Source organism: Sphingorhabdus sp. EL138 (assembly GCF_900258045.1).
Lineage (GTDB): Bacteria > Pseudomonadota > Alphaproteobacteria > Sphingomonadales > Sphingomonadaceae > Parasphingorhabdus.
Genome location: NZ_OGVD01000004.1, coordinates 1,440,439 through 1,460,553, shown reverse-complemented (window position 1 = coordinate 1,460,553; position 20,115 = coordinate 1,440,439). Strand labels below are relative to the sequence as shown.

The 20,115-nt window shown below is 52.1% G+C and carries 23 protein-coding genes and 1 other RNA gene; 11 read left to right on the top strand and 13 right to left on the bottom strand.

Features of this window, described 5'->3' with window-relative positions:
* Positions 1–33: 33 nt before the first annotated feature.
* Both fliD and fliS read left to right on the top strand, forming a co-directional pair.
* Positions 34–1,386: a flagellar filament capping protein FliD gene (gene fliD, locus DK507_RS16925; protein ID WP_109357457.1), complete on the top strand. Its 1,353-nt coding sequence runs from the start codon at positions 34–36 to the stop codon at positions 1,384–1,386.
* Positions 1,387–1,405: 19 nt separating this feature from the next.
* Positions 1,406–1,801 (top strand): flagellar export chaperone FliS, encoded by a 396-nt coding sequence (gene fliS, locus DK507_RS16920; protein WP_109357456.1) that lies wholly within the window; start codon positions 1,406–1,408, stop codon positions 1,799–1,801.
* 33 nt (positions 1,802–1,834) lie between these two features.
* Here the strand turns inward: fliS and DK507_RS16915 are convergent, their stop codons facing one another.
* The 3 genes from DK507_RS16915 to DK507_RS16905 all read right to left on the bottom strand — a co-directional run bounded on the left by DK507_RS16915 (position 1,835) and on the right by DK507_RS16905 (position 5,559).
* Positions 1,835–2,938 (bottom strand): sigma-54-dependent Fis family transcriptional regulator, encoded by a 1,104-nt coding sequence (locus DK507_RS16915; RefSeq protein WP_162559105.1) that lies wholly within the window; start codon positions 2,936–2,938, stop codon positions 1,835–1,837.
* A 161-nt stretch (positions 2,939–3,099) separates the two neighbouring features.
* Positions 3,100–3,579: a helix-turn-helix domain-containing protein gene (locus DK507_RS16910; protein ID WP_109357454.1), complete on the bottom strand. Its 480-nt coding sequence runs from the start codon at positions 3,577–3,579 to the stop codon at positions 3,100–3,102.
* Positions 3,580–3,747: 168 nt separating this feature from the next.
* Positions 3,748–5,559, bottom strand: coding sequence for an ABC-F family ATP-binding cassette domain-containing protein (locus tag DK507_RS16905; protein ID WP_109357453.1), 1,812 nt, complete (start codon positions 5,557–5,559; stop codon positions 3,748–3,750).
* 146 nt (positions 5,560–5,705) lie between these two features.
* Between DK507_RS16905 and DK507_RS16900 the strand changes: the two genes are divergently transcribed.
* The 5 genes from DK507_RS16900 (at position 5,706) to DK507_RS16880 (ending at position 10,206) form a co-directional block, all read left to right on the top strand.
* On the top strand, positions 5,706–6,425 hold the full coding sequence (locus tag DK507_RS16900; RefSeq protein WP_109357452.1) for an SIMPL domain-containing protein: 720 nt from the start codon (positions 5,706–5,708) through the stop codon (positions 6,423–6,425).
* Between the two features lie 68 nt (positions 6,426–6,493).
* Positions 6,494–6,802 carry a hypothetical protein gene (locus DK507_RS16895; protein WP_109357451.1) on the top strand — a complete coding sequence of 103 codons (309 nt, stop codon included), beginning with the start codon at positions 6,494–6,496 and terminating at the stop codon, positions 6,800–6,802.
* 83 nt (positions 6,803–6,885) lie between these two features.
* Complete coding sequence (locus DK507_RS16890; RefSeq protein ID WP_109357450.1) at positions 6,886–7,551, top strand: response regulator transcription factor; 666 nt, start codon at positions 6,886–6,888, stop codon at positions 7,549–7,551.
* A 95-nt stretch (positions 7,552–7,646) separates the two neighbouring features.
* Positions 7,647–8,963: an ATP-binding protein gene (locus tag DK507_RS16885; protein ID WP_109357449.1), complete on the top strand. Its 1,317-nt coding sequence runs from the start codon at positions 7,647–7,649 to the stop codon at positions 8,961–8,963.
* Positions 8,964–9,003: 40 nt separating this feature from the next.
* Positions 9,004–10,206: an NAD(P)/FAD-dependent oxidoreductase gene (locus DK507_RS16880; RefSeq protein ID WP_162559104.1), complete on the top strand. Its 1,203-nt coding sequence runs from the start codon at positions 9,004–9,006 to the stop codon at positions 10,204–10,206.
* Here DK507_RS16880 and DK507_RS16875 read toward each other — a convergent pair.
* Positions 10,203–10,487, bottom strand: a complete 285-nt coding sequence (locus DK507_RS16875) for a chorismate mutase (RefSeq protein WP_109357447.1) — start codon at positions 10,485–10,487, stop codon at positions 10,203–10,205. The two genes, DK507_RS16880 and DK507_RS16875, sit on opposite strands and share 4 nt — an antisense overlap.
* A 129-nt stretch (positions 10,488–10,616) precedes the next feature.
* On the opposite strand from DK507_RS16875, the gene DK507_RS16870 reads away from it, so the two are divergent.
* Positions 10,617–11,630, top strand: coding sequence for a polyprenyl synthetase family protein (locus DK507_RS16870; protein WP_109357446.1), 1,014 nt, complete (start codon positions 10,617–10,619; stop codon positions 11,628–11,630).
* Between the two features lie 26 nt (positions 11,631–11,656).
* Positions 11,657–11,935 carry an NADH dehydrogenase ubiquinone Fe-S protein 4 gene (locus DK507_RS16865; RefSeq protein WP_109357445.1) on the top strand — a complete coding sequence of 93 codons (279 nt, stop codon included), beginning with the start codon at positions 11,657–11,659 and terminating at the stop codon, positions 11,933–11,935.
* A 9-nt stretch (positions 11,936–11,944) separates the two neighbouring features.
* On the opposite strand, the gene DK507_RS16860 is transcribed toward DK507_RS16865, so the two are convergent.
* From DK507_RS16860 to DK507_RS16845, 4 genes are read right to left on the bottom strand one after another with little or no spacing between them, the layout of a single operon-like run.
* Complete coding sequence (locus DK507_RS16860; protein WP_109357444.1) at positions 11,945–12,436, bottom strand: NUDIX hydrolase; 492 nt, start codon at positions 12,434–12,436, stop codon at positions 11,945–11,947.
* A 47-nt stretch (positions 12,437–12,483) separates the two neighbouring features.
* Positions 12,484–13,170, bottom strand: coding sequence for a TPM domain-containing protein (locus DK507_RS16855; RefSeq protein ID WP_109357443.1), 687 nt, complete (start codon positions 13,168–13,170; stop codon positions 12,484–12,486).
* The gene (locus tag DK507_RS16850) at positions 13,170–13,994 is read right to left on the bottom strand and encodes a YgcG family protein (RefSeq protein ID WP_109357442.1); all 825 of its coding nucleotides are present in this window, start codon (positions 13,992–13,994) and stop codon (positions 13,170–13,172) included. Before DK507_RS16850 ends, DK507_RS16855 begins: the two co-directional genes overlap by 1 nt.
* A 6-nt stretch (positions 13,995–14,000) precedes the next feature.
* Positions 14,001–14,591 (bottom strand): LemA family protein, encoded by a 591-nt coding sequence (locus DK507_RS16845; RefSeq protein ID WP_109357441.1) that lies wholly within the window; start codon positions 14,589–14,591, stop codon positions 14,001–14,003.
* A 143-nt stretch (positions 14,592–14,734) separates the two neighbouring features.
* Between DK507_RS16845 and mscL the strand changes: the two genes are divergently transcribed.
* A complete protein-coding gene (mscL, locus tag DK507_RS16840) occupies positions 14,735–15,157 on the top strand; it encodes a large conductance mechanosensitive channel protein MscL (protein ID WP_109357440.1) in 423 nt (140 codons plus the stop codon).
* A 74-nt stretch (positions 15,158–15,231) separates the two neighbouring features.
* Positions 15,232–15,611: a transfer-messenger RNA gene (gene ssrA, locus DK507_RS16835) on the top strand.
* 109 nt (positions 15,612–15,720) lie between these two features.
* On the opposite strand, the gene DK507_RS16830 is transcribed toward ssrA, so the two are convergent.
* The 5 genes from DK507_RS16830 to DK507_RS16810 form a co-directional block, all read right to left on the bottom strand.
* Positions 15,721–15,951, bottom strand: coding sequence for a hypothetical protein (locus DK507_RS16830; RefSeq protein ID WP_109357439.1), 231 nt, complete (start codon positions 15,949–15,951; stop codon positions 15,721–15,723).
* A 102-nt stretch (positions 15,952–16,053) separates the two neighbouring features.
* A complete protein-coding gene (locus tag DK507_RS16825; RefSeq protein ID WP_109357438.1) occupies positions 16,054–17,316 on the bottom strand; it encodes an N-succinylarginine dihydrolase in 1,263 nt (420 codons plus the stop codon).
* 5 nt (positions 17,317–17,321) lie between these two features.
* On the bottom strand, positions 17,322–18,341 hold the full coding sequence (locus DK507_RS16820; RefSeq protein ID WP_109357437.1) for an arginine N-succinyltransferase: 1,020 nt from the start codon (positions 18,339–18,341) through the stop codon (positions 17,322–17,324).
* Positions 18,338–19,546 (bottom strand): hydrolase, encoded by a 1,209-nt coding sequence (locus tag DK507_RS16815; protein ID WP_109357756.1) that lies wholly within the window; start codon positions 19,544–19,546, stop codon positions 18,338–18,340. The genes DK507_RS16820 and DK507_RS16815 overlap by 4 nt, the downstream gene beginning before the upstream one ends.
* Before the next feature lie 60 nt (positions 19,547–19,606).
* Positions 19,607–20,110 (bottom strand): hypothetical protein, encoded by a 504-nt coding sequence (locus tag DK507_RS16810; RefSeq protein ID WP_109357436.1) that lies wholly within the window; start codon positions 20,108–20,110, stop codon positions 19,607–19,609.
* Between the last annotated feature and the right edge of the window lie 5 nt (positions 20,111–20,115).

The window sequence follows — 20,115 nt, the reverse complement described above, 5'->3', positions numbered from 1 at the left end:
CGTGCCGTAAATCACCAGGAAGGTGAAAGAATAATGTTTGGTAATGTCATAAACAGTATCGGTGCTGGTTCCGGTATCAATTCCGCCCAATTGGTGTCCGACCTCGTCGCAGCATCAACGGGTGTCAAGTTGAGTCAGCTCAATGAACGCAGCCAGCTTAACAGCACACGGATATCGGCAATGGCCGCCACCGCTTCGGCGCTGACTACCTTTTCCGACGCTGTGAAAGAAACTCTGGATGGTCAGGGTTTTGTCGGTGAACTGATATCCAGCCGCACCGAACTGGCCAACGCAACCGTACTCGAAGATGCGCGGCCGGAAGGACTGCCAGCCTCCGTAGAGGTTGTGCAAATAGCGGCCGCTCAGCGAGAAATGACCGACGTTTTTGCCAGCGCTTCCGACCCGATTGGGGAGCGCACCCTTACCATTACCAACAGCGGGGGCAGTTTCGATATTGTCATCGACAATACCAATAACAGTCTGGCCGGTCTGAAAGATGCGATCAATGCCAGCAATAGCGGTGTCACAGCCTCTATATTGACTGACAATGCCGGGTCTCGTCTGGTATTTGAAGCGCAGGAAGGTGTCGAAAATGCTTTTACAATTGGTCAGAGCGGCTCTTCGGCAGCCTTGAATCTATCAAATATCGGAGCCGCTGCAGATAGTACTATTCGGGTTGACGGCATAGAGCTGACCAACAGCAGCAATGCGGTTACCGGCGCCATTCCCGGAGTGCAGCTATCTCTACTGGCGGCTGAACCCGGCACAGTTTTTTCGATTAGCGGTGATTCAGAACCACTCGATGTTCGCAGTCTCGTGACGGAATTCGTTACCGCCTATAATGAACTGCGCAGTTCTTTAAATGATGCAACCGCGCCCGGCTTGGCTGGTGTAAGCGGCGGTCCGTTGGCCGGTGATCGCGGCGCGCGCGAAGTCATCCGACAGCTTAGCCAGCTGACATCAACCCAATTGACGGATGGCGGCGATTTCCGGACTCTCGCCGATATCGGTGTGCGCACCGAAAGCGATGGTACCTTGAGTATCGATAATGTTCGTCTTGATGCTGCGCTGGAACTGGACAGCGGCGGAGTTAAGTTGATGCTGGAGCCAGTCACCGTGAGCGAGACCAATGTGGGCTTGAGCGGAGCGCTTGATGCAATTTCTTCCCGCTTACAGGACGAGAATGGCGCTTTGGCACAGGCACAAGAGCGGCTTGATGCGATCCGGGAATCTATTGAGGAACGCCGGGTGAAAATAAATGACGAGGGCGATCGCCTCCGTGAACAACTACAAACCACTTTTGCTGGCTTGGAACGGCAGTTGTCCGTTCTTCGGGCCACGCAATCCTATGTCGAACAACAATTCGCATCTTTTGATGATAACTGACGTTAGAAAGAAATAAAGAATGACATTCCAATCCAATATTCGCCGTACATCGAGCTATCAATCGGTTCAGAAGAACAGCCACGTATTGTCGGCCAACCCTTATGATCTGGTGTCGATATTATTCGCTGAACTGCGAGACAGTCTGGACGCGATGATCGAAAGTGCAAAGCGCAATGATCATGGAAAAATGTTTGAATTTCGGGCCAAAGCGCTTGGTATTCTTAATGGATTGGATGAGTCACTGGATTTTGAAGCTGCTGGTGATCTCGCCCAAACGCTCCATACCATCTACAGAGAAGCGGGTCGCCGGATTCAGGCGGAAGTTGGTGTCTCATTTATTGAAAAAGCAGAGTCCGCCAGGGAAATGCTGCATGAAATTGAGAAATCATGGCTGGCAATCGCTCCGGGACGATAAAACCCTGAAGAGACGATACCAATAGCGCTGGCGCTAAAAACCGGCGGCTAGTGCTACGCTATCTTGCAGCTGTTTATCGATACTATGTTTGCGCATCTTGTCGATAAACGTGGTCCGCTTGATGTTGATCGACCGTGCGGCTTTCGAAACAACGCCGTGTGAGGCTTCCAAAGCATGCATTATGATGCGGCGCTCTTCATTTTTGAGATGGGCGTTGAGGTCGATGACATTGTCCGACTGTGGTGCAGCAAACATTGGTGAGGTGGGTGCAAAATCTTCCTCGCTGTCTATGCCCGGGGTGCTCTCAGCGAACTGAGGTTGTGCTTCCACTTGCCGATCATGGATTGCAGGCATGATGTCGGATTGAACCAAAGTCGCGATATCATGGGCATGGACCTGCTGGCCGGAAAAGAACACCGTAGCGCGTTCAACGACGTTGCGTAGTTCACGCACGTTGCCTGGCCAATTATAGTTTTGAAGCGCCGCGTAGGCCTCCGCGGTAAAAATCGGCAGAGGGTTGCTATCTGATTGATTATTAAGAAAATGTTCCACCAATGCCGGGATATCTTCTGTCCGTTCGTTCAGAGCAGGGACTTCGATGGGTACAACACAAAGCCGATAGAACAGGTCTTCGCGGAAAGATCCGCGTTGAATAGCGGTGCCCAGATTTTTGTGGGTCGCAGCGATTACTCTGACATTGATCGGAATATTCTGGTTACCGCCAACACGGTTGACTATTCGCGATTCCAGAACCCGTAGCAATTTAACTTGCATGTTAAGGGGCATATCGCCGATTTCGTCGAGAAAAATAGTGCCTTCGTCAGACTGTTCAAACAAACCGACATGCTTGTTGACTGCGCCAGTAAAACTGCCTTTCTCATGACCGAATAATTCGGACTCAATCAACTGTTCCGGCAGCGCGCCGCAATTGACAGTAATGTTGGGAGCTGCGGCTCGTTGTGAAATGCTATGGATCGCTTCAGCTACAACTTCTTTACCGCTTCCGGAAGGGCCGGTGATCATGATGGAGCTGTTGCAACGACCGGCGAACTGTACCAGCATTCGCAGTTGCTGCATTTTGGGACTGCTGCCAATCAGCTTTGATGCTAGGAGCGTCTCTAAATTTGCGTCACTCATTAAACTACCCAGATAACAAACCACAATATCCGGCATCGCCGGGGAGAGGTGGTTCGAAGATCCCGCAATCTCCGAACCGTCACCTGGTAAAAACGTAAATGAACAAAGATGGTTAAATAGAAGTTAACTGGATCAGACCGCTTTGCTTCTTGGTGGTCAGATCACTTGAAATGAGACAATATGGTAGAGATCTTGTCTTTGCAGGTTTCAGAAGTGGATATGAAAATCATGCGATTGTCAGAAGGATTGGGTGATTTCTCGAGCAGGCCTTCTTCTGCCATCACGTTGATATATCGCATGGCCGTTGTCATGGGTATCCCGGAACTATGTGCGATTGATGAAACGGTTATCTTCTGGCCCTTGAGATCGCAAATGTAAGTGTCAAGGCACATGTTCCAACAGGAATCAGCAAATAACCCGGAACCGAGATTAAGCGTATCGGCTTTGAGCCGGCTCCATTTCAACAGTCTTTCCGCGCGATGTATCAACTCTGCCGCAGTGATATCTTCGACGGCTGGGTCGGGGGTATCAGTCTCGTCATTTTCGGAGGATACAACCAGCCCGTTCAGCGCTTCGATCTTTTCGGTGGCTTCAGCCAGCGCTGACCTGATCGCGGCGATTTCAACGCTGACTGGGTCCATATTTAAAAGCCGTGCTTCATCATAAACTTTCTAACTAACCCAATTTCTAACGAATGGCCATACTGTTACTGAGGCATCTTTACGTATTGAGACTTCACTCTATACCGCCCATTTCTTTGTTTCGAGCATGCTTATCAAGTGTAGAGCGGTTGATCACTGTTTTTATCGCTACCCTTTTAGCTGCTCTACCTGCTCTGCCAATTCCAGCCAGCGCATCTCTGCCTCATCCTTTTCGTCAATGAGAGTTGCATTTTCTTCCGTAAGTTGTTCGAATTGGGTGAAATTTTTGGTGTACAAGTCGGCGTCGGACAAAGCTTCGGCGATTTGCTCCATGCGTTTGTCAATTGCTTCGATCCGACCGGGCAGCATGTCATAATCCCGCTGGTCTTTATAACTCAGCTTCTTCGCCGGACTGCTTGATTTTGTAGTAGCTTTTGTCGGTGCTGCTTTGCCGGTTTTTCTGGACTTTGATCCGTTGCTATCGGATTTGCGCTTGGCTTCCCATTCTGCATAGCCGCCTGCGACAATATCTACCCTGCCGCTGCCATCCAGTCCCAAAGTCACTGTAACCGTGCGGTCCAGGAAGTCGCGGTCATGACTGACGAGTAGTACGGTGCCTTCATAGTCCGCAATCACTTCCTGAAGAAGATCGAGCGTTTCAAGATCGAGATCATTGGTCGGCTCGTCCAGTACGAGCAAATTTGACATACGCGCAAATTCTCGGGCGAGGAGCAGCCGGGACTGCTCGCCGCCTGACAAAGTGCCTACTCTGGCGTCAATGAGGCTGGGGGCGAACAGAAAGTCTTTGAGATAGCCCTGCACATGTTTTTTGTTGCCGCGCACATCCACCCAGTCGCTGCCATCGGCAAGCACGTCGCGGACGGTCTTGTTTCCTTCCAAAAGGCTGCGTTGCTGGTCGATGAAGACACCGTTCAGCGTTTTGGCCAGATCAACCGATCCGGTGTCCGGTTCCAGTTCGCCGGTCAGCATCTTGAGCAAAGTCGTCTTGCCGGCTCCGTTGGCCCCGACAATACCAATCCGGTCTCCCCGCTGAATGCGCAGGGAGAAATCCCGAATGATGGTGCGTTTGGCATCGCCTTCACCAAAAGCCTTGGAGATATTTTCGGCCATGATGACGGACTTTGTCCGGACATCATCGCTTTGGGCTTTCAGATTGGCCGTTCCGGCCGGACCAATCATGGCTGCACGTTGCGCCCGCATTTGATATAATTTCTCAAGCCGTCCCTGATTGCGTTTGCGCCTTGCAGTTACGCCGCGCTCCAGCCAGCGTGCTTCCAGCTTCAGCTTTGCGTCAATTTTGCTGGCGGCTTGTGCTTCGTCCGCATGAACTTTTTCCATCCACGCGTCATAGCCACCAAATCCGACCTCCTGTCGGCGGATCGCACCGCGATCAAGCCAGATAGTCTGTTTGGTGAGACGGGTAAGAAAGGTCCGGTCATGGGAAATCGTAATGAAAGCGCCCTTGTACCGATGCAGCCAGTCTTCCAGCCAGTCAATCGCGCCTAGATCGAGATGGTTGGTCGGTTCGTCAAGCAACAACAGATCCGGTTCCAAAGCCAGCGCCCGGCAAATCGCTGCCCGGCGTTTTTCACCGCCACTGGCCTTGTCCGCACGGATTGAAAGGTTTGTAGACAGCTGGTCTGCGATGGATTGAACCTCATGTTCCGCTGGGCCGCGGCTTCCAGCGACTGCAAAATCAAGAAGTGTATCAAACGGAGAGAAATCCGGCTCCTGCTCAAGCATCACGATATTGGTGCCGGGCTGGATAATCCGTTTGCCTTTATCCGGCTCAATCTGATCGTCAATCAGCCGCAACAATGTCGTTTTTCCCGCACCGTTACGACCAATTAATGCCAAACGGTCGCGCGGACCGACATGCAGATCGAGGTCACGGAATAACCATCCTTCGCCTTGATGGAGAGATAGGTTTTCATAAGAGAAAATCGGTGGCTGAGACATTGTCCTTGCGCGTTATAGGCAAGTGGCGCTTTGCTCAAGTTACGTTTTTGCAAAAGCAGGCTATAAGGAATCAGTTGGTGACTATTGGGTGGTTGCATTTGGTCAAAGCAGGGTTCTTAACTTTTGATTTTATTGGAAGGAACGACATGAAGTATCTCGCAATTATTACTTTCGCTGCTGCGATGTTGGGGGGCGGCCAAATGGCTGAAGCCGCTAATGTACAGATTACGGCACAAAATCCCGTAATCGAGCTCACCATATCGGAGCAGGTTGATAGTCGTCCCGATACGGCGACGTTCAGTACCGGAGTTGAGACAAAGGCTCCCACCGCAACACAGGCGTTACGTGACAACTCTCGCCAGGCCAGAATGGTGATCGAAAAATTGAAGTCACTCGGTGTTGCAGAAGATGACATTCAAACGACGGGTATTAACCTCAATGCCGATTACCAATATGATCGTGGAGGCAAGGTAAATCGTTTTGTCGGCTATCGTGTTTCCAACCAGGTCCGCGCGAAAGTCCGCAATATTGATAGTCTGGGTAAGATATTGGACGCGCTTGTCAGTGACGGCGGTGCAACCAATCTCAACGGTCCCTATTTTTCGATTGATGACGATAGCGAGGTCAAGAAACTGGCGCGCGAACGGGCTTTAGCCAACGGCAAGAGGCAGGCGGAAAATTATGCCAAGGCATCGGGATATACCGGCGTGCGGGAGCTTTCTATCGCGGAAGGATTTAGCAATGTTTCTTCTCGTCCTATGGGTGCGAAGCGAATGATGAGTGTTCAGGACGAGTCCGTCCCCGTGGCGCCTGGACAAGTCGGAACGACGGTTAGTCTCAATATTACCTATGAAATGATCCGTTAATCATTAAAGATGTGAACTGAACTTGCCGTTCACGTGATGTTAAAAGCAGGAACGTTAAAAGCCTGATCATGTTCAAGAAACCCATCTTTTCCGCGATAATGGCTTGCGCTGCCTTGGCTGTGACGGCTGTCCCGGTCCAGGCTATGCAACGCGATAACGAGCAAAAGGCAGCTCGTGCGCAAATGATGGCAGGCAAGGGAAAGTCCCTGCGATCAATTGAAAACAAGGTTCTGCCAAGAATGGCGGGTAGCCAGTATCTGGGGCCGGAATATGATCCTTCAGCCCAGGTCTATCGATTGAAATTTATCCAGAAAGGCCATGTCATCTTTGTCGATGTCGATGGTCGGACTGGAGCCATCCTCCGTGAACGCCGCTAAGTCGTTTTCTCTTTATCATTGTGGGATTTAATGATGGTGATATAGCTATATCATCTTGAAAACCGGTTTCCTGGAGTAACTTTATGCGCGTGCTTATAGTCGAAGATGAACCCACATTGGGACAACAGCTAAAATCGACTCTGGAAAGCAATGGCTATGCAATTGACCTGTCCACAGATGGTGAGGACGGCCATTTCATGGGCTCTACCGAAGAATATGACGCCGTTATCCTCGATCTGGGTTTGCCGGAAATTGATGGCCTGACGGTACTGGATCGATGGCGCAAGGAAGAACGGAATTTCCCGGTACTGGTGTTGACCGCTCGCGACAGCTGGTCGGACAAGGTTGCAGGACTGGATGCGGGGGCCGATGATTATCTCGCCAAGCCGTTCCAGACCGAAGAGCTGATTGCACGCCTTAGGGCGCTGATACGCCGCGCATCCGGCAATGCATCATCAGAACTGACGGCAGGTGATGTCCGGCTGGATACGCGTTCCGGCAAGGTGACTTTAAATGGCGGGCCGGTGAAGCTGACCGCGCAGGAATATAAACTCTTGTCTTATCTGATGCATCACAAAGGCAAGGTTGTGTCCCGAACTGAACTGATCGAACATATTTATGATCAGGATTTCGATCGTGATTCGAATACGATTGAAGTATTTGTAACCCGTATCCGGAAAAAATTGGGTGCCGATGTCATTTCGACAATCCGGGGGCTGGGTTACAGTCTAGAGGATCCGGACAGCTGAATGAGACAAGCAAAATAGACCTTCCGATTGATGAAGCAGATGTCCAGCCGAAACCCCCGTTAGGCACGCAAACCACAGGGTCGCTGAGCCGCAGGATGATCGGTATTGCGGCCGCATGGATTATTATATTGCTACTTGGCGGCGGCGTTGCGCTGGACCGGGTGCTCGTCAACGCGGTCACCCGCAATTTTGACAATCAGCTTGAATATGCCCTTACGGCAATGATCGCTTCCGCAGAAATCGGACCCGACGGTGAGATATTATTCAATCGACCACTTGGCGAGCAACGGTTTCTGGAACCCAATAGTGGTTCATATTGGCAGATTAGCGGTGCCGGGCATGATGATTGGGCTTCCCGTTCGCTATGGGATCGAACATTGGAGCAAACAGAACCCCATGAGGATCTGGAGACCCATCTCTATGAAAGTGACCAGTTCCCTGAGGAACCTTTGCGGATAGCAGAACGAAGCGTCGTTCTTCCCGATTCAGAAGTGAGATGGTCGTTTCAGGTCGCCCAGAGCCGAGATGGGTTGGACGCTCAGGTCAATGAAATACGGTCGATATTGATCAACAGCTTCCTGTTGCTCGCCCTTGGACTGATCGGCATGGCCGCGTTGCAGACTTTATATGGGCTTTGGCCTCTGCGAAAAATTCGCAAGGCGATCGGTGAGATGCGAAACGGGCAGAAAAAACGCGTCAGCGAACCGATGCCCAATGAGGTCACACCGATGGTTGACGAGTTGAACGAGTTGCTCGACCATAATGAAAAACAGGCGGAAGAAGCGCGCCGGCATGCAGGCAATCTGGCTCATGCGCTGAAAACGCCGCTGACCGTCATCATGAACAGTGCTACGGCCAAAGCAGATGACCTTGCCGACACGGTGATCCGGGAATCAGGCGTGATGCGCCGTCAGGTGGACCACCACCTTGCCCGTGCCCGCGCGGTTGGTCGCCGCGGTCATGCGCACAGCCGTGCCCGTGTGTGGCCCAGCCTGCAGGCAGTCGAAAGAGCTGTTGGACGGCTCTATAAGCATGTCCGGATCGATATCGATGGTGACAAGGATGCTGCGGTATCCGTCGAACGCCAGGATTTGGACGAGATGATCGGTAATCTGGTTGAAAATGCTGCAAAATATGGCGGTGGCAGTGTTTTTGTCACAGTCGAACCGAATGACGAGTTTGTCGAATTGCTGATCGAGGACGATGGCATGGGCATTCCTGCCGAAGAGCGTCAACGCATTTTCGATCGCGGTGCGCGTCTGGATACCGGAAAACCGGGTACAGGCCTGGGGCTCGCCATTGTCCGGGATGTTGCGGAAATTTATCATGGCACAGTTTCTCTGGAAGAAAGCGAAGATCTTGGCGGTTTGATGGTTAGGCTCTGCTTGCCGAAATCGATGGTAAATCCTTGATATCAAGCCAGCATATTGACGATATTCGGGTATTTCAACTTTGGGGCTAGTCGCACAGAATATTGCAATAATAGGATGCGGACCGGGTGGTCTAGCATCTGCCTTGTTTCTTGCGCAGCAAGGGCATCAGGTAACCCTGTTTGAGCGTTTTTCTGAACCCAGACCGCTTGGATCAGGCTTGCTCATTCAACCTTCTGGACAACAAGTTCTGGACTCATTGGGATTGCTGGATCGCATCCGGCAACTGGCTAGCCCTGTTCACCAATTGCACGGTATCTCGGTGCATAATGGGCGCCGCGCGCTGGACATGAAATATCAAAATGCCCGCCATGCCGTTTCTGCTTTGGGCATTCACCGTGCCAGCCTTTTCGAAACTTTGATGCAGGCGGTAAAAGAGGCGGGAATCCCGATAGAAACATGCAAGGAACTGGTTGGTGTATCGGAAAATGAATCTGCAATTGAGCCGGTTTTTGCAGACGGCATATCGCCCGCGCCATTCGATCTGCTGGTGGATGCAAGCGGCGCTCGCAGCCCTTTGGCTACCGGACGTCTTAAAAAACTCAGTTACGGTGCATTCTGGACAACGGTCGATATACCCACCAATCATGAAGTAATGCCCAACGCGCTGGACCAGCGTTACTGGCACGCCAGCAAAATGGCGGGAATAATGCCGGTTGGCATCAATCCAGCCACCGGTAATCAGGGGGCAGCGATATTCTGGTCTGAAAAGCCGGAAAATGCTGCCGGTGTCATGGACGCGGGTATTGAGAAGTTCAGGAAGGAATATTGTAAGCTTTGGCCGAAAGCCGAACCCTTTGTAGCTCAGATTGCATCAATGGACGAGCTGACCATGGCCGTTTATGGGCATCGTACCGGTCGCTCGCAGACATCGAACAGACTATATCATGTCGGCGACAGTTGGCATTGCACAAGTCCGCAATTGGGGCAGGGGGCCAACATGGCCCTCATCGACGCCAGTGCGCTTGCAACGGCTGTTGAAAACGCGGTCAGCATTGATGGCATATCGAAACGATATAGCCGGTTGCGGTCGTTTCATATCGAGCTTTATCAGTTTCTCAGCGTCATGTTCACGCCGCTTTATCAGTCAAATGGCAGAATTTTACCGTTTGTCCGCGATCTTGCCATCCATCATTTTGCCCGATGGCCAGTGGTGCGCAGCTTTATAACTCATATTGTGTCCGGTGTTTTGGGCCTAAAGCATATCAGGCAAAAGCAAGGTTAGGCGGACTCCTCCCGAATCTGCTCATGGTGACGGATCACTTCATCGATAATGAAGCGCAAGAACTTTTCGGAAAATTCGGGATCAAGATCGGCGTCGCTGGCTAGTTGTCGCAGGCGGGCAATTTGTTCCTGTTCGCGGGAAGGATCGGCAGGGGGGAGCTTGTTCTTCGCCTTATATTCGCCAACGGCCTGCGTGACCTTGAACCGTTCTGCCAGCATGAACACCAATGCGGCGTCGATATTGTTGATGCTTTGGCGATATTGTTTGAGCTTGTCGTCCATGAATAGCTGCCTGATTTCCTTAATTGATTCATAGCTTGATAGACTTGCCCGCAAGTTTTGCAAACTTCACCTATGGATGTTTTGATTTCACTTGCCTTATCGCCTTTCCCTTGCCACATCGCAGGGAATATGTCTGCAACAGTGCATCATTTGGGGCGTGAAGCGACCCCGTCCTTAGAACCACTTATGGCACTGGTCGCCAGTGACATGAACCAGGTGAACAGCGTCATCCTTGACCGGATGCAGTCTGAAATCCCTTTAATCCCTGAATTGGCAGGCCATCTGATTGCCGGTGGCGGCAAAAGAATGCGTCCCATGCTGACCCTGGCAGCTGCCAAATTGATTGGTTACGAAGGGGATCGCCATTTCAAATTGGCGGCAGCGGTTGAATTTATCCATACTGCTACGTTGCTGCATGACGATGTTGTAGATGGTTCTGACCTGCGGCGCGGCAAAACTACTGCCAATCTGGTTTTTGGCAACCCTGCGACCGTATTGGTGGGGGACTTTCTGTTCAGCCGATCCTTCGAACTGATGGTGGAAGACGGCTCTTTGAAAGTACTGAAAATTCTGTCCAGTGCGTCGGCCATCATCGCGGAAGGTGAAGTCAATCAACTGACGGCTCAGCGCAAGATTGATACCAGCGAAGACCGTTATCTCGATATTATCGGATCCAAGACAGCGGCACTATTCGCCGCAGCCAGCCGGATTTCAGGCGTGGTTGCAGAGCGGGGAGAAGAAACCGAGTTGGCACTCGATTCTTACGGTCGCAATTTGGGAATCGCATTTCAGCTGGTCGATGATGCGATTGATTATTCCTCTGACAGCGAAACAATGGGCAAAGATGCCGGTGATGATTTCCGCGAAGGCAAGGTAACCCTGCCAGTGATTCTGGCTTATGCCCGTGGAAGTGATGAGGATCGGCAATTCTGGAAAGATGCGATTATCGGGCACAGGGTCTCGAACGATGATCTGGCTTTTGCCACTAGCCTGCTAAAGAAAACCGGCGCGATTGATGACACGATTTCCCGCGCGCGCCACTATGGACAGCGGGCAATTGACGCTCTGGGTGCTTTCCCGCCGGGTAAGGCAAAAGCCGCTATGACCGAAGCGGTTGAATTTGCGATTTCACGCGCTTATTGAGGCGATCATCAACGAAGGAAAATGTGATGGCCGCACGGATTTACCAGAACCCCATGAATGCTATGCAGTCAGGCAAGGCGCTGACTGACAAATGGATATTGGAGTTTGAGCCGTCCGAAGCACGCAAAGCGGACAAACTGACCGGCTGGGCGGGGTCTGGTGATACACAGCGACAAGTGCGGATGAAATTTCCTGATGTTGATGCTGCAAAGGCTTATGCCGACAAATATGGTATCTCTTATTCTATCGTGCCTACGCCGAACAAGACTTTAAAAATCCAAGCCTATGCGGATAATTTTCGATAGAGGTTGCTCTTATTTCGGTTGAAAAAGTAACAGCAGCCTAACATCAATTGCAGCACCTTCAGCGCGTTTTTGATCAATGAAATCATCAAGCTCTTCAACAGCGATGCGGTGAACAATGATATTCTCACCTTCCACGCCGCCACCTTCGCCGACTTTGCTCAGACCATGTGCCCTGAATAGCGAAAAGCTCTCTGATACCATGCCCGGCGAAGAATAAAATTCGCCGCAATTTTCCATTGCGCTGGCACGATAACCGGTTTCTTCTTCGAGTTCTCGAACAGCAGCCAATGATGCATCCTCATCGCCATTATCATCATGATCGCCAACCAGGCCTGCCGGAAGTTCTATGCAGTTCTTACCCAATGGCACACGATATTGTTCGACCAACAGGACATGACCTTCATCGATAGCCAATATGACTGCTGCCCGGATACCGCGACTGCGGGAAACATATTCCCATCGACCTTGTCTTTTGGCCGTTATAAAACGGCCTTCCCACATGGTTTCGACAGGGGCACCGGAATCCGGCGTGTCGGAATTTCCGCTACTCAAATTTCGATCAACCGATCTGGCAGTTCATTGGGATTTTTGTCAGTTTTGGGGAAATGCTCTTTCAGCACCACGCCGACATGCTTGACGGCCGCTGCCATCCCTTCGCCAGGTCGGCCAGCGCGTACTTCATCGATCAGCGCAACCATGGCCTCGCCCCAGACTTCGGGAGAGACTTTTTCCGCGATGGCCTGATCGGCAACAATTTCTGCACGATGTTCCTTCAGGGAAACGTAGATCAATATTCCAGTCAAGCCCATAGTTCTGCGCTCTGCACCTACTTTGAAAAAGTCTATCGCCTGCTTGCGAACGCGGCGTTGTTTGGTACTTTTTGGCGTTACCAATAGCCGCAGTGGCATCCACGCAAACAGATAACGCATCATGAGAAACAGGGTCACGCTGGCAATGAAGAGCACTGCCATTTGCTCACCGGGAGTGGTGAAATCCTGCTCCCAACCGCCAAATAATCCCGTTATTATTGATTGATAAAAGGCCGGAAAAACAGCGAGCGTCGACAGGAAGAAGAATGTGATACCAATAGCCCATTGCAGGCCGGCATCATGATATTTGTCTGACAGATCGGTGACAATGGTGACAATCTCGCCGTCGGTGGATTTTTCCGCTTCGCTGACTGCTGCCGTAACAAGCTTGTGATCGGCTTCAGAGAGCTGGTTGACCTTTTTCATTACCATCCCCCTGATGCGCCACCGCCGCCGAAACTGCCGCCACCGCCGCTAAAACCGCCACCGCCAAAGCCGCCGCTGCTAAATCCGCCGCTGGAACTGCCCCATCCGCTGGAGCTACCACCGCCCCAGATAACAACGGGGCCAGAGCCGCCGCGATAACGCCTGCCGCCACGGGAACCGGATATGGACATTACGATTATGACTATTCCGACAATGATCCAGAATATGATCAAACCGCCTTCACCATCACTGGAACGTTCACGTTGTTGAGCCACCGCCTGTGTTGCAAAGGCGCGTGCTTCTGCCTCGGGCAGTGTGAGCTGCATCGCGATCCGGTCGACGCCAGCCTCAATGCCAGCCGGCATGTTGCCGTTTCGAAATTGTGGCAAGATGTCATTTTGGATGATCATGCTGGACAGCGCGTCAGTCATTATGCCTTCCAGTCCATAGCCGACTTCTATGCGGACCTTGCGATCATTGGGGGCGACCAGCAATATGACGCCATTGTCTTTTTCCGTTTCGCCGTCGCCATCCTGCCCGATGCCCCATGATCGGCCGAGCTGATAACCATAATCGGCAATATCATAGCCGTCCAAACTGGAAACTGTAGCCACAACCAGTTGCCGGGTAGAGTTGGCCTCAAGGGCTTCCAGTTTAGCCGTCAGGGATGCCTCCTGCGCCGGATCAAGCAAATCCACCTGATCGACCACACGACCGGTCAATTCAGGGAAGTTTTGGGCCGCCGCAGGTACCGAGACGGCAGTGATCGACAAAATCAAGGCAGCCCAAATTGCTGCGACAATGCTGTGGGGGAAATATCGCATTACGGTTTAAAACGCTACAGTTGGCGCTTCGTCGGCACCTTCGGTTGTCGCCGTAAATGGCTCCATTGGTTCTGCACCGTGGATGATCTTGGCACCGATAATATCGGGGAAGGTCCGGATGGTGGTATTATATTGCCGGACCGCCTCATTATAGTCCCGGCGGGCCACATTGATGCGGTTTTCTGTACCTTCAAGCTGGCTCTGCAGAGCCAGAAAATTTTGATTGGATTTGAGGTCAGGATAGGATTCTACAGTTGCCAGCAAGCGGCCCAGACCTTGTGAAAGCTGACCCTGCGCTGCGGCAAATTCCTGAATTTTTGAAGCATCACCCAAATCATCGGCACTGACCTGGATAGATGTCGCTTTCGCACGTGCTTCCACCACAGCGGTCAGGGTGTCCTGCTCTTGGGCTGCAAAGCCTTTGACCGTTTCCACCAGATTGGGAATCAGGTCTGCACGGCGTTGATAGGTGCTCTCGACATCGGCCCATTTTGCCTTGGCCTGTTCCTCGGCCGTGGGCACGCTGTTAATGCCGCAAGCGCTGAGCGCCATTGCCAAAACCGGTACCATCAGAAATTTGCTTAACTTGCCACGCATGTTGATTTTCTCCCACGTTCCTATTGATCGCCTCATCAAATGTAAAAATAGGAATGAAAGCGGGTAAATGCAATGACTTCCCTCGACAAATCAGAGGTTTTCGGGCATTTAGCCATCATCTTACGGGGAAGAGGAGTATTGCTATGTTTGCAGAATTTAAAGAGTTTATCCTGAAAGGCAATGTGCTGGATTTGGCAGTTGCGGTCATTATCGGCGCCGCTTTTGCGACCATCACGACATCACTGACCGAAGACGTCATCATGCCGATCGTAAGTGCGGTTCTCGGTACACCTGATTTCTCAAAAATGTTCATCTTGCTCGGTACGCCGCCAGCTGAATTGGCCGGCTCTACCGATTATGCAGCGTTGAAAGAAGCCGGAGTACCCATGCTGGGTTGGGGACAGTTCCTGACTGTGGTCATCAATTTCATCATATTGGCTTTCATCATTTTCATGATCGTCCGCTATGCCAACAAAGTGATGGCGAAGAAAGAAGAGGAAGAAGCACCTTCCGGCCCAAGCGAAATTGATCTGCTGACCGAAATTCGTGATAATCTGAAAAAATAAACTCTAAATCAGGTGTTTAAGTACGATATCTATGGGCGTGGATAGTAATATCCGCGCCCATATTTTTGCGGCATTCTCTTTTCATTCAGAATTAAGCGCCTATATAGGGCCTGTCCGCTTCGGTGGACTATGGTGATAAATTGTGATGTGCAATAGGCACAACGGACCCGGGGGCAGTACCCGGCGGCTCCACCATTTGGGATGTTTTTGGACATCTTTGCTGATGGGGCCGAACCAGGATCGACGTGTGTTGAAAAGCATTATTTTTACCCGGCCTGAGTATGCCGTGATTGCTCAAAAACTATAAGTGCAAACGATAACGAAGCACTCGCAGTAGCGGCTTAAGCCAACAACCTCACGGTTGTAACTTAAGAAGTTAAAGCGCGGTTGGACCCACCGGGCAACAGAAGGGATACCGGCGGTTTGGGGGTACCGAGCAACAGAAACCCCCACTTTTCATTATGACTTGGTGCCGAGCAACAGCGGCTTACCACTGGATGGCTTTGGATGTCCCCTGATCGAATATCTCGCAGCACATGAGATGTCGGGGAACACCGACTTTCTTAATAATCTGGCCCATAGGCTCGGCGATAGTCGATCGCATCCAGCATTTTGGCCCCGGCCATGAAAACCGCACCGGTACAGGCCAGAAACAGCAGCTTTCCACCAAAGCCGGGATATTGCATCAGATAGTCCTGACCTCTCGCGACAGCGCCAGTCGCCAGTGCGTAGATGATCAAGAACGCTTCAAACTTGGTTTTGATGATGAACAGACGCTTGAATTTTTTCCACATGTCAAAGACGCAGCAAGCACCGTGCCAAGCCCAGAAAAGTGGGAGTCTCGCAATTGCCAATATAGTTAACTGTAAGTTAACTCGACAGTTGAGGCATGAAATTCAGGTCGCAAGGTCGGTAAGGGCACATGTCTCCAAAAGCGCTTTTCGTGCATTTTTGATGCTCGTCAGCAGATCGGCATCGGTCAGTTGTTCCGGCATGATGGTTTCCGGCCAATATTGTTCCACCACCCCGGCTATGGCGTCCAGCTTCTCCGGTGTCGCGATGAAGCGCTGATCGACAGCATCTGGATCGGCAACAACGCGCAGACGCAAGCAGGCTGGGCCGCCGCCATTGGCCATGGATTGCCGGACATCGACGGGACAGAGTTTGCGGATCGGGCCGTTGCCGGACACCAATTCCTGTAGATAGGTCCAAACCGCTTCATTGTCTTTCGCTTCAGTCGGCAGGATCAGAGCCATGCCGCCGTCGTCGGGCAGGGTAACTAGCTGTGCGTTGAACAAATAGGATGTGATCGCGTCGGCCAGACTTACTTTGTCGGCCGGTACGGTGATAATTTCTGCTTGGGGGAATTTGCGCTGCACTTCTGCATAAAAATCATCGCGGTGCTCAAACGCATCTTCATGAGCGAACAGCACTTGCTCATTGGCAACAGCAACGACATCATTGTGAAAAGCTCCAGCGGCGATGGCCTTGTCTGATTGCTGCGCGAAAATGACGTGATCATCTTGCAGGCCATGCTTCCGCGCCACCGCCTTGCTGGCTTCTACATGCTGGCGAGCGGGGAAGGGGCCGCCACTTTTGCCGTAGATGAATATCTCGATCCCCGCTTCTCCATGAGAGGGGCATAATCGCATATGGTTGGCTGCTCCTTCGTCCCCAAAGGGAGAAGGAATCGGTCCATGAACAGAAAAATGATCCGGATTGGCAAAGACGAGCCGCAGCTGCGCGAGAGTGCCCGGCCATTCATGGCTGCGATGCGGCATGGTTTGCAGGTTCGCGACCGTCAAATGGCACCTGCCGTCTTCGCTATCCTGCGCGGGCGAGACGGTTGCTGCATTGGCTGCCCACATGGATGACGCGGAATAGGCGGCGGCCCGAACATGCGGTTCTGAACTTTCTATCGTTGTGCCCAGTTGGTCCAGCCAGGCTATATTGGGCCGATCCAGCGGCATGAAAAAGCCCTGTGCCAGCCCGAGATCAATATTATGCCGCATCTTGGCGATGCCCTGCAAGGCGGCTTCGCGCGGATAAGATGCCTCGCCAGCATTGGTTGAAGAGGCAATGTTGCCAAGGCTGAGCCCGGCATAGTTATGGCTGGGACCAATGAGCCCGTCGAAATTTATTTCCTGAACTTTTGTCATTCTGATTACCTTGGAATATGTCCGATCGTATCGCCGACGGACAGGCCCAGACTGGCGGCAGCATCCTCATCAATCGTCACACCGCCTTCCGCTTCACCGACAAAGGCGTAAGTGGCCTGAAAATCGTGAAGCCTACCGCAAGAGATAATAGACTTGAGGCCCGATCCCGAAGCGGTGATGGCCACGATCTCATCCGATTTGGCATTTTTTACGCTGGTCACATCATCCGTCTTGGCGATCATAGTCGGGCCGCCGTCAAAAATATCGACATAGCCGTCATAAGAGAAATTCTCGTTCTCCAGCATCCGCATCGCAGCACGGCCATTGGGATGGGGGATACCGATAGCGGCGCGTGCGGTTTCGCTAAGCATTGCCGTATAGATCGGATGTTTGGGCATCAGGTCGGCAATAAACTGATTGCCGTGGATAGCGTTGAAATAATCCGCCTCCTGAAATCCCATGCCGAAAAAGCGGCCAGCGAGCCCATCCCAGAACGGCGAACCGCCTGCTTCGTCAATCACGCCGCGTAATTCTGCAAAAAGGCGATCACCAAAGCGGGACCGGTGCTCCTTGATGAACAGATAACGGCTGCGTGCCAGGAGCATGCCCAGTCCACCCGCGCGCTCGCCGGGGTGGAGGAACAGGCCTCCAACTTCGCTGGCGCCTTCCAAATCGGTGACCAAAGTCAGCATCTCCGCGCGAAACGTCCGGTCCAGTTCCTTGCTGGTCTGTGACAAGGTGCTGAGGCGATAGGAATAAAATGGCCAGCTTTGCCCGACCATGGTGAATAGCTGCGATGTCCCGCGCACCGCGCCGGTTTCGACATTTTCGAGCACCATCACAAACAGGTCATTGCCGTGTTCATCCGACGTCCGATCGAAAGCACGCGTGGAACGACCCAGCTTCGCTGTCAGGCTATCCTTGTCAGCAGGCAGGTTTGTGAACCCGCCGCCGGTCAGCTTTGCCATCTCGTAAAGATGCTGCAGATCATCGATCCGTGCCGCTCTTATCTTGAAATTCGTCATAATCCCCCTTTGGCGGCAATACGCATGATTGTAAGCGCCGATAACTGTGTGCGTTCGACAAGACTGTCCGTGATCAGAAACTCGTCTGCGCTGTGAATAGCGCCGCCGCGTACCCCCATTGTGTCAACAACCGGCACTCCGCAAGCTGCAATATTGTTCCCGTCACAAACACCGCCGGTCCCCCGCCAGTTAATGTCCAGCCCCAGATCCGCGCCGCAGCTTTTGACCAGATGAAACAGCTTTTGAGCCTGCGGGTCAATCGGCTTGGGCGGACGACCAAAGCCGCCATGACAATGCACATCAAGATCATGACCCCGGGCAATAATGCCGACCAGATTATCAAGCGTGCTTTGGGCCTCTTGCTGGTCTGCCAACGTCTTGGGTCGAAAATTCACCCGTAAAATGGCATGATCGGGAACGGCGTTATTAGGACCGCCGCCTTCAATTTTAGCCGGGTTAACACTCAATCCTTCTCGGTGCAGCGCCTTCAGTTGCAGAGCCATATCGGCGGCAGCGACCAGCGCATTGCGACCTTCATCAGGGTTCCGGCCGGCATGGGCGCTTTTGCCTGTAAAAATGATCGAGAAATTACCGCTACCGCCGCGTTCGCCAGCCAGAGTGCCATCGGGCAGGGCAGGTTCGTAGGTAAGGGCGGCGACCTTGCCCTTGGCGCAGCGTTCAATCAGCGCAGAGGAGGAAGCAGAGCCCACTTCTTCATCGCTGTTAATCATGATGTCATAGCCGATATGGTTGGCCTGTTCGCATTGCTCCAGCAATTGCAGCGCGCCTAGCATGACCGAAAGACCGCCCTTCATATCCGCGACCCCGGGGCCATTGAGCACGCCATCTTCGATCCATTCGAGATTCTGGAAATGGTGATCGACAGGGAAAACAGTATCCATGTGGCCGGTAAGCAATATCCGCACAGGCGCGTGAGGACGGATAGAGCCATGGAGGTGTTGACCTCGCTGGACCTGATCAACGGAACCGTCGGAGCGTACTGCTTCGACCGGATCTGGATCAACCAGTTTTATATCTCCAGGCAAGGCAGAAAAAGTATCTGCCAACTGGCCAGCAACGGTTTTCAGGCCATCCAGATTGGTGGTACCGCTATTGACTCTGGACCAGGTTTCCGTGCGTTGCAGAAGCGGCAGGCCTTTGGCAGTTTCCAGAATAGCGCTTTCGGGAAGAGGATTTGCTTTCATTTGAAACTGATAGCATTTGTAATCAATCGCTGTCACCTTTTTCCAGCGACAATTGCAGGCCTAATATCGGGCGTCTGCAATCAGGTCGTTGACGCCCTGATGAATTTCTTCCCACAGATCGCGCTCCTCCTGCTTCGTGTCCGGGATCGTTTCAGCAATGACATGCACCGCCGCATCGACCAACCCGCTAAACCAGTCAGTGTGCACATGCAGTGTTTCCTCATGATGCGGGACTGTACTGCCAAACATGATGCGGATTTCCTGCGGACTTTCTAGCCAGTTCATCAAGCAGTAGACAACGCTTTCCACCATTTCGGCTTCGAGTTTAACTGTGTTCCCGAGGCCATGCTCACGGAAAGAATCTCGGGCTTCGGGGTGTATGTCATAGTATCGTTTCATCACCGGCTCGGTAATATCACCAAGCCTGTCTGCTGCCCGTTCGAGGCTTGTTTCGAGCAGTGTTATTTTTTCATCCAGAACCATGGGTGAGAATTTCTGGACCATCTTTACGCCATCGGCAAGGATTTGATTTCCGGCATTTACAAAAATCGAGTCACACGTCATAGGAT

Coding starts and splice junctions, on each gene's coding strand:
- fliD (WP_109357457.1), top strand. CDS start 34: ATGTTTGGTAATGTCATAAACAGTATCGGTGCTGGTTCCGGTATCAAT.
- fliS (WP_109357456.1), top strand. CDS start 1,406: ATGACATTCCAATCCAATATTCGCCGTACATCGAGCTATCAATCGGTT.
- DK507_RS16915 (WP_162559105.1), bottom strand. CDS start 2,938: ATGAGTGACGCAAATTTAGAGACGCTCCTAGCATCAAAGCTGATTGGC.
- DK507_RS16910 (WP_109357454.1), bottom strand. CDS start 3,579: ATGGACCCAGTCAGCGTTGAAATCGCCGCGATCAGGTCAGCGCTGGCT.
- DK507_RS16905 (WP_109357453.1), bottom strand. CDS start 5,559: ATGTCTCAGCCACCGATTTTCTCTTATGAAAACCTATCTCTCCATCAA.
- DK507_RS16900 (WP_109357452.1), top strand. CDS start 5,706: ATGAAGTATCTCGCAATTATTACTTTCGCTGCTGCGATGTTGGGGGGC.
- DK507_RS16895 (WP_109357451.1), top strand. CDS start 6,494: ATGTTCAAGAAACCCATCTTTTCCGCGATAATGGCTTGCGCTGCCTTG.
- DK507_RS16890 (WP_109357450.1), top strand. CDS start 6,886: ATGCGCGTGCTTATAGTCGAAGATGAACCCACATTGGGACAACAGCTA.
- DK507_RS16885 (WP_109357449.1), top strand. CDS start 7,647: ATGATCGGTATTGCGGCCGCATGGATTATTATATTGCTACTTGGCGGC.
- DK507_RS16875 (WP_109357447.1), bottom strand. CDS start 10,487: ATGGACGACAAGCTCAAACAATATCGCCAAAGCATCAACAATATCGAC.
- DK507_RS16870 (WP_109357446.1), top strand. CDS start 10,617: ATGTCTGCAACAGTGCATCATTTGGGGCGTGAAGCGACCCCGTCCTTA.
- DK507_RS16865 (WP_109357445.1), top strand. CDS start 11,657: ATGGCCGCACGGATTTACCAGAACCCCATGAATGCTATGCAGTCAGGC.
- DK507_RS16860 (WP_109357444.1), bottom strand. CDS start 12,436: ATGTGGGAAGGCCGTTTTATAACGGCCAAAAGACAAGGTCGATGGGAA.
- DK507_RS16855 (WP_109357443.1), bottom strand. CDS start 13,170: ATGAAAAAGGTCAACCAGCTCTCTGAAGCCGATCACAAGCTTGTTACG.
- DK507_RS16850 (WP_109357442.1), bottom strand. CDS start 13,994: ATGCGATATTTCCCCCACAGCATTGTCGCAGCAATTTGGGCTGCCTTG.
- DK507_RS16845 (WP_109357441.1), bottom strand. CDS start 14,591: ATGCGTGGCAAGTTAAGCAAATTTCTGATGGTACCGGTTTTGGCAATG.
- mscL (WP_109357440.1), top strand. CDS start 14,735: ATGTTTGCAGAATTTAAAGAGTTTATCCTGAAAGGCAATGTGCTGGAT.
- DK507_RS16830 (WP_109357439.1), bottom strand. CDS start 15,951: ATGTGGAAAAAATTCAAGCGTCTGTTCATCATCAAAACCAAGTTTGAA.
- DK507_RS16825 (WP_109357438.1), bottom strand. CDS start 17,316: ATGACAAAAGTTCAGGAAATAAATTTCGACGGGCTCATTGGTCCCAGC.
- DK507_RS16820 (WP_109357437.1), bottom strand. CDS start 18,341: ATGACGAATTTCAAGATAAGAGCGGCACGGATCGATGATCTGCAGCAT.
- DK507_RS16815 (WP_109357756.1), bottom strand. CDS start 19,546: ATGAAAGCAAATCCTCTTCCCGAAAGCGCTATTCTGGAAACTGCCAAA.
- DK507_RS16810 (WP_109357436.1), bottom strand. CDS start 20,110: ATGACGTGTGACTCGATTTTTGTAAATGCCGGAAATCAAATCCTTGCC.